This window comes from Aeromonas sp. MaB10011B, assembly GCF_017939325.1.
GTDB lineage: Bacteria > Pseudomonadota > Gammaproteobacteria > Enterobacterales > Aeromonadaceae > Aeromonas > Aeromonas caviae.
This window is the reverse complement of sequence record NZ_JAGKRK010000002.1, coordinates 1-10,332: the sequence shown is the minus strand read 5'-3', so window position 1 is coordinate 10,332 and position 10,332 is coordinate 1. Positions and strand designations below refer to the sequence as shown.

At 56.9% G+C, this 10,332-nt stretch carries 10 protein-coding genes; all 10 read left to right on the top strand.

The genetic code is table 11. The annotated features are described in order from the left end of the window. Positions 1–26 precede the first annotated feature (26 nt). Positions 27–4,331: a DNA-directed RNA polymerase subunit beta' gene (gene rpoC, locus J9893_RS00810; RefSeq protein ID WP_010675955.1), complete on the top strand. Its 4,305-nt coding sequence runs from the start codon at positions 27–29 to the stop codon at positions 4,329–4,331. A 197-nt stretch (positions 4,332–4,528) separates the two neighbouring features. Next, positions 4,529–5,245, top strand: coding sequence for a transcriptional regulator (locus J9893_RS00805; RefSeq protein WP_143236954.1), 717 nt, complete (start codon positions 4,529–4,531; stop codon positions 5,243–5,245). 26 nt (positions 5,246–5,271) lie between these two features. Next, a complete protein-coding gene (locus J9893_RS00800; RefSeq protein ID WP_010675953.1) occupies positions 5,272–5,652 on the top strand; it encodes a RidA family protein in 381 nt (126 codons plus the stop codon). 86 nt (positions 5,653–5,738) lie between these two features. Continuing rightward, a complete protein-coding gene (gene tusD, locus J9893_RS00795; RefSeq protein WP_010675952.1) occupies positions 5,739–6,131 on the top strand; it encodes a sulfurtransferase complex subunit TusD in 393 nt (130 codons plus the stop codon). A gap of 9 nt (positions 6,132–6,140) precedes the next feature. Further along, complete coding sequence (gene tusC, locus J9893_RS00790) at positions 6,141–6,497, top strand: sulfurtransferase complex subunit TusC (RefSeq protein ID WP_029314860.1); 357 nt, start codon at positions 6,141–6,143, stop codon at positions 6,495–6,497. A 7-nt stretch (positions 6,498–6,504) separates the two neighbouring features. Continuing rightward, positions 6,505–6,783: a sulfurtransferase complex subunit TusB gene (gene tusB, locus J9893_RS00785; protein WP_128273695.1), complete on the top strand. Its 279-nt coding sequence runs from the start codon at positions 6,505–6,507 to the stop codon at positions 6,781–6,783. A gap of 181 nt (positions 6,784–6,964) precedes the next feature. Next, entirely contained in the window at positions 6,965–7,339 is a 375-nt protein-coding gene (gene rpsL / locus J9893_RS00780) for a 30S ribosomal protein S12 (RefSeq protein WP_005306278.1), read from the top strand. Positions 7,340–7,432: 93 nt separating this feature from the next. Next, positions 7,433–7,903 (top strand): 30S ribosomal protein S7, encoded by a 471-nt coding sequence (rpsG, locus tag J9893_RS00775; protein ID WP_010675949.1) that lies wholly within the window; start codon positions 7,433–7,435, stop codon positions 7,901–7,903. 75 nt (positions 7,904–7,978) lie between these two features. Then, entirely contained in the window at positions 7,979–10,084 is a 2,106-nt protein-coding gene (gene fusA, locus J9893_RS00770) for an elongation factor G (RefSeq protein ID WP_010675948.1), read from the top strand. A gap of 54 nt (positions 10,085–10,138) precedes the next feature. Further along, the coding region (locus J9893_RS00765) for a GTP-binding protein (protein ID WP_231721118.1) at positions 10,139–10,332 on the top strand (194 nt) is incomplete at its 3' end.

The following is a 10,332-nucleotide window of genomic DNA, read 5'->3' as shown; positions in this document are numbered from 1 at the left end:
GGTTAGACTCCTGACAGGGGAAACACGTGAAAGACTTACTCAAGTTTTTGAAGGCTCAGACCAAGACCGAAGAGTTTGACAGTATCAAGATCGGTCTGGCCTCTCCTGACATGATCCGCTCCTGGTCATTCGGTGAGGTCAAAAAGCCTGAGACCATCAACTACCGGACTTTCAAGCCGGAGCGTGATGGTCTGTTCTGCGCCCGTATCTTCGGACCGGTGAAGGACTACGAGTGTCTGTGCGGCAAGTACAAGCGCCTGAAACACCGTGGTGTGATCTGCGAGAAGTGCGGTGTAGAAGTGACCCAGACCAAGGTCCGTCGTGAGCGCATGGGCCACATCGAGCTGGCCAGCCCGACTGCCCACATCTGGTTCCTGAAGTCCCTGCCGTCCCGTATCGGTCTGCTGCTGGACATGACCCTGCGTGACATCGAGCGCGTGCTGTATTTCGAATCCTATGTAGTGATCGAACCCGGCATGACCAACCTCGAGCGCAGCCAGATGCTCTCCGAAGAGAACTATCTGGACGCACTGGAAGAGTGGGGCGACGAATTCGACGCCAAGATGGGTGCCGAGGCCATTCTGGCTCTGCTGCGCGCCATCGATCTGGAAGGCGAAGTCAAAGCCATGCGTGAGGAGCTGGATCAGACCAACTCCGAGACCAAGCGCAAGAAGACCACCAAGCGTCTGAAGCTGATGGAAGCCTTCCTGCAATCCGGCAACAAGCCGGAGTGGATGATCATGACAGTGCTGCCCGTGCTGCCGCCGGACCTGCGTCCGCTGGTACCGCTGGACGGCGGTCGTTTCGCGACCTCCGATCTGAACGATCTGTACCGTCGCGTGATCAACCGTAACAACCGCTTGAAGCGTCTGCTGGATCTGGCTGCGCCGGACATCATCGTGCGCAACGAAAAGCGCATGCTGCAAGAGTCCGTGGATGCCCTGCTGGACAACGGCCGTCGTGGTCGTGCCATCACCGGTTCCAACAAGCGCCCGCTGAAATCCCTGGCCGACATGATCAAGGGTAAGCAAGGTCGTTTCCGTCAGAACCTGCTGGGTAAGCGTGTCGACTACTCTGGTCGTTCCGTTATCACCGTAGGTCCGACCCTGCGTCTGCATCAGTGCGGTCTGCCGAAGAAGATGGCACTTGAGCTGTTCAAGCCCTTCATCTACGGCAAGCTGGAATCCCGCGGTCTGGCGACCACGATCAAGGCCGCCAAGAAGATGGTGGAGCGCGAAGAAGCCGTCGTCTGGGACATCCTGGACGAAGTGATCCGCGAACACCCGGTTCTGCTGAACCGTGCGCCGACCCTGCACCGTCTGGGTATCCAGGCGTTTGAACCGACCCTGATCGAAGGGAAGGCCATCCAGCTGCACCCGCTCGTTTGTGCTGCGTATAACGCGGACTTCGACGGTGACCAGATGGCGGTCCACGTACCGCTGACCCTGGAAGCCCAGCTGGAAGCGCGCGCCCTGATGATGTCCACCAACAACATCCTGTCGCCTGCCTCCGGTGAGCCGATCATCGTTCCTTCTCAGGACGTGGTTTTGGGTCTGTACTACATGACCCGTGCCCGTATCAACGCCAAAGGCGAAGGTATGGTGCTGTCCGGTCCTAAAGAGGCCGAGAAGGTCTACCGTGCCGGTCTGGCCGACCTGCATGCTCGCGTCAAGTGCCGCATCACCGAGTACGTGAAGAACGAAGCCGGTGAGCTGGTTGCCAAGACCGAGATGAAGAACACCACCGTTGGTCGTGCGATCCTGAGCCTGATCCTGCCCAAAGGCATGGAGTACGCGCTGATTGACGAGCCCAAGGTACTGACTGCTGCAGAGCAGGCTGACCTGGACGCCAACCCGCAGAACTGGATCAAGTGCGTCTCCAACAAGGCGCTGGGCAAAAAGCTCATCTCCCGTCTGCTGAACACCTGCTATCGCAAGCAGGGCCTGAAGGATACCGTCATCTTCGCTGACCAGCTGATGTATACCGGTTTCCACTACGCGGCCCTGTCCGGTGCCTCTGTTGGTATCGATGACATGGTCATCCCGGATGCCAAGAAAGACATCATCGCTGCTGCAGAAGCCGAAGTTGCCGAGATCCAGGACCAGTTCCTGTCCGGTCTGGTAACCGCGGGCGAACGTTACAACAAGGTTATCGATATCTGGGCCAGCGCGAACGATCGCGTCTCCAAGGCCATGATGGACAACCTTTCCAAGGAGCGTAACGTCAACTCCCTGGGCGATGAGGAAGAGCAAGCCTCCTTCAACAGCATCTTCATGATGGCCGACTCTGGTGCGCGGGGCTCCGCCGCCCAGATCCGTCAGCTGGCCGGTATGCGTGGCCTGATGGCGAAGCCGGATGGCTCCATCATCGAAACGCCGATCGTGGCGAACTTCCGTGAAGGTCTGAACGTACTGCAGTACTTCATCTCCACTCACGGTGCTCGTAAAGGTCTGGCGGATACCGCACTGAAGACAGCGAACTCCGGTTACCTGACCCGTCGTCTGGTTGACGTGGCCCAGGACATGGTGATCACCGAGGACGATTGCGGCACTACCGACGGTCTGTGGATGACTCCGCTGATCGAGGGTGGCGACGTGGTCGAGCCGCTGCGTGAGCGCGTGTTGGGTCGTGTGGTGGCCGAAGACGTGATCAAGCCGGGTACCGAGGATGAAGTGCTGGTAGCGCGCAACACCCTGCTCGACGAGCAGCTGTGTGACCTGCTGGAGCGCAACTCCGTCGACCGCGTGAAGGTACGTTCTGCCATCACCTGTGAGACCGACTTCGGTAACTGTGCTCACTGCTACGGCCGTGATCTGGCCCGTGGTCACCTGGTTAACAAGGGTGAGGCTGTCGGTGTTATCGCCGCTCAGTCCATCGGTGAACCGGGCACCCAGCTGACGATGCGTACCTTCCACATCGGTGGTGCCGCATCCCGAGCGGCTGCCGAGAGCAGCATCCAGGTGAAGAACACCGGTAGCATCAAGTTGCAGAACGCCAAGTTCGTTCTGAACAACTCTGACAAGCTGGTTATCACCTCCCGTTCTACCGAGCTGACCATCATGGACGAGATGGGCCGTACCAAGGAAAGCCACAAGCTGCCTTACGGTTCCGTGCTGGAAGTGAAGGATGGCGAAGCGGTGAACGCCGGTGATACCGTCGCGAACTGGGACCCGCACACCCACCCGATCATCACCGAAGTGGCGGGTCGCCTGCACTTCGAACACATGATCGACGGTGTGACCATCACTCGTCAGACCGACGAGCTGACCGGTCTCTCTTCCATCGTCGTGCTGGATGTCAACGAACGTCCGAGCGCCGGTAAAGAGATGCGTCCGACCGTGAAACTGGTCGACCTGAATGGCAAGGATGTGATGATCCCGGGCACCGACGTTCCCGCCCAGTACTTCCTGCCGGGCAAGGCGATCGTGAACCTGGAAGATGGTGCCAACGTGGGCGTGGGTGACGCGGTTGCGCGTATCCCCCAAGAGTCCAGTGGTACCAAGGACATCACCGGTGGTCTGCCGCGCGTTGCGGATCTGTTCGAAGCACGTCAGCCGAAAGAGCCGGCCATCCTGGCCGAGATCTCCGGTACCATCTCCTTCGGGAAAGAGACCAAGGGCAAACGTCGTCTGGTCATCACCCCGACCGATGGTGGCGAGATCTATGAAGAGATGATTCCGAAATGGCGTCACCTCAACGTGTTCGAAGGTGAAAAAGTTGAGAAGGGTGAAGTGCTGGCGGACGGTCCCGAGTCTGCTCATGACATCCTGCGTCTGCGCGGTATCAGCCCGGTCGCCAACTACATCGCCAACGAAGTGCAGGACGTTTACCGTCTGCAAGGCGTTAAGATCAACGACAAGCACATCGAAGTCATCGTGCGTCAGATGCTTCGCAAGTGCGAGATCCTGAGCGCTGGCGACACCGACCTGATCGAAGGTGAACAGGTTGAAGTGGCCCGTGTGAAGATCGCCAACCGTAAACTGGTTGCCGAAGGGAAGACCCCGGCTACCTACCGTCATATCCTGATGGGTATTACCAAGGCATCTCTGAGCACCGAGTCCTTCATCTCCGCGGCTTCCTTCCAGGAGACCACCCGCGTGCTGACCGAAGCAGCCGTTGGTGGCAAGCGTGATGAACTGCGCGGCCTGAAAGAGAACGTGATCGTGGGTCGTCTGATCCCGGCTGGTACCGGCTTTGCCTACCACCACAGCCGCATCAACCAGCGTGCCGCCGCAGCTCGTGCTGTCGGTGTGCCGCAGGTGACTGCCGATGAAGCTCAGCAAAACCTGGCGGATCTGCTCAACGCAGCCGGCAGTTTTGACGAAGAGTAATCTTCCGCAGCAGTGATCGAAAAGGGCCCCTTCTAGGGGCCCTTTTTTTATTTCCCATCCGGCGCCCAGCGTGCACTGGGCTGGGGCAGGGGGATGATCCAGTGCAAGGTTATAGAGCAAAAAATCAAAAAAAGTTGACATTGCCCCGTCGCAACTGAAAACTCGGGAAAGTTGAATGGGTATTACAGGGGTAGAACATGGCTGTCGGTATCGAGGAAGTACTGCTTCCCGAAGAGCAACTGAGCGGTCGCGCTTTTACAGACGAAGACAGGGAGCTGTTGCGTTCATATGGGGGCCTTATCGAAGGCCTGGCCGATCTGTTCGGCAAGCACTGCGAGGTGGTGCTCCACTCCCTGGAAAATCTGCATGAGTCCGTGATCCAAATCTCGAATGGTTTCAATACGGGTCGAACTCTGGGGGCGCCGATCACCGATCTCGCCCTGCGGATGCTCAAGGACATCGAGAGCACGGGTCAGGATCACACCCAGAGTTATTTTGCCCGCAGTCGGACCGGTGCCTTGATGAAGTCGAGCACCATCGCCATCCGTAACCGCGACAAGCAGGTGATCGGCCTTATCTGCATCAACCTGCACATCAATGCACCTTTCCACGAGTTCGTGGCCGAATTCTTCCCGACGCCACAGCAGGTGGAGCGGCAATCACCGGAGACCTTCGCCAACAGCGTCGAAGAGCTGGTTGCCCAGACGGTGGACAACACCATCGACGAGATCAATCGTGATCCCTCCGTGGCCAATAATGCCAAGAACCGTTTTATCGTGACCCAGTTGTTCGAGAAGGGCATATTTGATATCAAGGACTCGATCAACCTGGTCGCCGACAAGCTGAATATTTCCAAACATACCGTGTATCTCTACATCCGACAGCGCAAGCAGGGTGAAGAAGAGAGCGAGTAAGCGCCATAGATAGGGGATAGATAACAATGGCTAAAGAAGTGATTGCAACCGACAAGGCGCCTGCCGCAATTGGCCCTTATGTCCAGGCTACCAAGCTGGGTGAGCTGGTCTTTACCTCCGGGCAGATCCCGCTCGATCCGGCCACCATGGACATCGTTGCCGGTGGCATCGAGGCTCAGGCAGAGCAGGTGATGAAGAATCTGGTTGCCGTCTTGAAAGCCGCAGGGGCCGATACCAGCAAGGTGCTGAAGACCACCTGCTTCCTGAGTGACATGAACAACTTTGTGGCCTTCAACCAGGTGTATGCCCGCTACTTTGGCGAGTCCGCCCCGGCACGTTCCTGCGTGGAGGTCGCTCGTCTGCCCAAGGATGTACTGGTCGAAGTCGAAGCCATCGCTTACGTCTGAGCCTGTTTCATTGGAAAAGCCCCTCCCAGGAGGGGCTTTTGCGTCTGTGAGGTAGAATGGATACACCGCTGTGCAGGAGTGCGATCATGAGTCTGAATTTTGCTCTGCTGGTCACCGGGCCCGCCTATGGCACCCAGACGGCCAGCACGGCCTATCGTTTTGCCCTGAGTCTGGTCGAGCAGGGACACCGCTTGTCCCACCTCTTCTTCTATCAGGAGGGGGTGTGCAATGCCAATGGCCTCCATGCGCCAGCCAGCGATGAGACCGACCTGGTGGCATTGTGGCGCGAGTTGGCCATCCAGCAGGGTATCCGCATCGATGTGTGTGTGGCTGCGGCCATGCGCCGTGGCGTGCTGGATGAGCAGGAGGCCAAGGGAATGGGGCGGGAGCATTTCAATCTGGAAGCGCCATTCTGCCTGAGCGGGCTCGGTCAGTTGGCGGAAGCCGCACTGACCGCTGATCGCTTCGTTCAGTTCTAGGGGGACAAAATGACCAGAATAGCGTTTATCTCACGGCGTGGTCCCCATGGTTCGGCGAGTGGCCGGGAGGGGCTGGATGCTCTGCTGGCCACCTCTGCATTGACGGAGTCCCTGGCACTCTTTCTGGTGGGGGATGGCGTGATGCAACTGGTGAGGGAGCAATCACCACACGCCATATTGCAGCGTCACTACGCCCCGACCTTCAAGATGCTGGAACTGTATGACATCGAAGAGATCTATGTCTGTGCGGTGTCACTGGCTGAGCGAGGACTGACGGCGGCGGATCTGCTAATCCCAGTGATTCCGCTCTCTCCTGCGGAAATTCGCCGTAGCTGGGCGGGTTTCACCACCCACATCTGCTTCTGAGGTGCCCGTGATACAGCTGATATTGAACTCTCCCTTCATGAGCCAGGATCTCGAGTTGGCGTTGCGTTACCGCATGGAAGGGGATCTGGTGGTGTTGATGCAGGATGCCGTGATGGCGGCGGCTGCCCCCGGGTGGTGCGAGCGCTTGGCAGAGGTCCCCCTGTACGTCATGAAGGAAGACCTGCAAGCGAGAGGCTTGTCATCCGGGATCGGGATGGAACTCGATATGCCGGGTTTGATCAGGTTGATCGCCGAGCACGGATCACCGCAGACCTGGGGCGGTTAGGCTTGGTTTTCCTTTTTATCTCAGTTGCTTAGCATAATGTCATTCGACTGTCATTTGCCATTTCGGTGTGCAAATTGTATAAATCTTGACTCCCCAGACAACAGGGCATAAAATTTCGCGTCCCCGTATCTGCGGGGAGGATTTTTCACACGTTTATGAAGTCATTATCAGGAGCCTTTTGATGGCAACTATTAACCAGTTGGTTCGCAAGCCACGCATCAAGCTCGTTGTGAAAAGCAACGTGCCGGCGCTGGAAGCGTGCCCTCAGAAGCGTGGCGTATGCACCCGTGTATACACCACCACCCCGAAGAAGCCTAACTCTGCACTGCGTAAAGTATGCCGTGTACGTCTGACCAACGGCTTCGAAGTCACCTCCTACATCGGTGGTGAAGGTCACAACCTGCAAGAGCACTCTGTTGTTCTGATCCGTGGCGGTCGTGTAAAAGACTTGCCAGGTGTTCGTTATCACACCGTTCGTGGTGCGTTGGACTGTGCCGGTGTTAAAGACCGTAAGCAGGCTCGCTCCAAGTACGGCGTGAAGCGTCCGAAAGCTTAATGGTTCTCCGTTAAGTAAGGCCAAACGTTAATTCGTTTCTAGTTAGATAACTTTCTAGTTTTGGGTAACCCCTGAAGTTACGGAGAATTTGAAATGCCAAGACGTCGTGTTGTTGGTCAGCGTAAAATCCTGCCGGATCCCAAGTTCGGATCTGAGCTGCTGGCTAAATTTGTCAACGTAGTAATGGTTGACGGTAAGAAATCTGTTGCAGAAGCCATCGTTTATGGCGCCCTGGACATCATTGCCACCAAATCTGGCAAAGAGCACCTGGCCCTGTTCGAAGTCGCTCTGGACAACATTCGTCCGGCGGTCGAGGTTAAATCTCGTCGCGTCGGTGGTGCAACCTATCAGGTGCCGGTAGAAGTTCGTCCGGTACGTCGCAATGCTCTGGCAATGCGCTGGTTGGTTGATGCCGCTCGTAAACGTGGTGAAAAATCAATGGCTCAGCGTTTGGCTGGCGAGCTGCTGGATGCCGCTGACAATAAGGGTTCGTCTGTCAAGAAACGTGAAGACGTTCACCGTATGGCTGAAGCGAACAAGGCCTTCGCTCACTTCCGCTGGTAATCCGCTTGCGCAGGGTCTTATGACTCTGCGCACCTTTAATTATCTGGGGACAAGCGCCCTAGTAAGAGGATGACAATGGCTCGTACAACCCCCATTGAGCGTTATCGTAATATCGGTATCTCCGCTCACATCGACGCCGGTAAGACTACTACTACCGAGCGCGTTCTGTTTTACACCGGTGTAAGTCACAAGATCGGTGAAGTTCACGATGGCGCCGCCACCATGGACTGGATGGAACAGGAACAAGAGCGTGGTATCACCATCACCTCCGCCGCGACCACCGCTTTCTGGTCCGGTATGGGTAAACAGTTCCAACCGCACCGTATCAACATCATCGATACCCCGGGCCACGTTGACTTTACTATCGAAGTAGAGCGTTCCATGCGTGTTCTGGATGGCGCCGTGATGGTGTACTGTGCCGTAGGTGGCGTACAGCCCCAGTCTGAAACCGTATGGCGTCAGGCTAACAAGTACAAGGTTCCCCGTATCGCGTTCGTCAACAAGATGGACCGTACCGGTGCCAACTTCCTGCGCTGCGTTGAGCACATCAAGACCCGTCTGAAAGGTAACCCGGTTCCTCTGCAACTGAACATCGGTTCCGAAGAGAACTTCAAGGGCGTTATCGACCTGGTCAAGATGAAAGCCATCAACTGGAGCGAAGCTGACCAGGGCGTATCCTTCGACTACGAAGACGTCCCGGCTGAGTTGCTGGAACAGGCGCAAGAAATGCGCATGAACCTGGTTGAAGCCGCTGCTGAAGCGTCTGAAGACCTGATGGAAAAATACCTGGGTGGTGAAGAACTGACTGAAGAAGAGATCAAGAAAGCTCTGCGTCAGCGTGTTCTGAACAACGAAATCATCCTGGTTACCTGTGGCTCCGCGTTCAAGAACAAGGGCGTACAGGCCATGCTGGATGCCGTGGTCGAGTACCTGCCGGCTCCGACCGACGTTGCTGCTATCGACGGTCTGAAGCTGGATGGCGAGACCAAGGACGAGCGTCACGCTTCCGATGACGAGCCGTTCTCTGCTCTGGCATTCAAGATTGCTACCGACCCGTTCGTGGGCAACCTGACCTTCTTCCGTGTTTACTCCGGTGTGGTCAACTCCGGTGACTCCGTGCTGAACTCCGTTAAAGAGAAGCGCGAGCGTTTCGGCCGTATCGTTCAGATGCATGCCAACAAGCGTGAAGAGATCAAAGAAGTTCGCGCAGGCGACATCGCTGCTGCCATCGGCCTGAAGGACGTCACCACCGGTGATACCCTGTGTGACGAAAGCGCACCGATCATCCTGGAGCGTATGGAATTCCCGGAGCCGGTAATCTCCATCGCCGTTGAGCCGAAATCCAAGGCTGACCAGGAGAAGATGGGTCTGGCTCTGGGCCGTCTGGCTCAGGAAGATCCGTCCTTCCGCGTATGGACCGACGAAGAATCTGGTCAAACCATCATCGCCGGTATGGGTGAGCTGCACCTGGACATCATCGTTGACCGTATGCGTCGCGAGTTCAAGGTAGAAGCCAACGTAGGTAAGCCGCAGGTTGCCTACCGTGAAACCATCCGCAACACCGTCAAGGACATCGAAGGCAAGCATGCCAAGCAGTCCGGTGGTCGTGGTCAGTACGGTCACGTCGTTATCGACATGTACCCGCTGGAAGAAGGCAAAGCCTACGAATTCGTCAACGACATCAAGGGTGGCGTGATTCCGGGTGAATTCATCCCGGGTGTTGACAAGGGTATCCGCGAGCAGCTGAAGTCCGGCCCGCTGGCAGGCTATCCGGTAATGGATCTGGGTGTGCGTCTGCACTTCGGTTCCTACCACGATGTCGACTCTTCCGAACTGGCGTTCAAGATCGCTGCTTCTCTGGCGTTCAAGGCTGGCTTCATGAAGGCCAACCCGGTACTGCTCGAACCGATCATGAAGGTCGAAGTCGAGACTCCGGAAGACTACATGGGCGACGTGATCGGTGACCTGAACCGTCGTCGCGGCCTGATCGAAGGCATGGAAGATGGCCCGTCCGGCAAGATCGTACGTGCGCTGGTGCCGCTGGCCGAAATGTTCGGTTACGCCACCTCCCTGCGTTCTGCTACCCAGGGTCGTGCTTCCTACGCCATGGAATTCGCCAAGTATCACGATGCCCCGACCAACGTCGCCCAGGCCGTGATCGAAGAGCGCAAATCCAAGTAATTTAAGATTCCCCGCCTACGACGGTAGGCGGGTTTAACCTAGAAGGACTACGTCGTGTCTAAAGAAAAATTTGAGCGTAATAAACCGCACGTAAACGTCGGCACCATCGGCCACGTTGACCACGGTAAAACCACCCTGACCGCCGCCATCACCAACGTGCTGGCCAAGCACTTCGGTGGTAAAGCTTTCGCCTTCGACCAGATCGACAAGGCACCGGAAGAGCGTGAGCGTGGTATCACCATCAACAC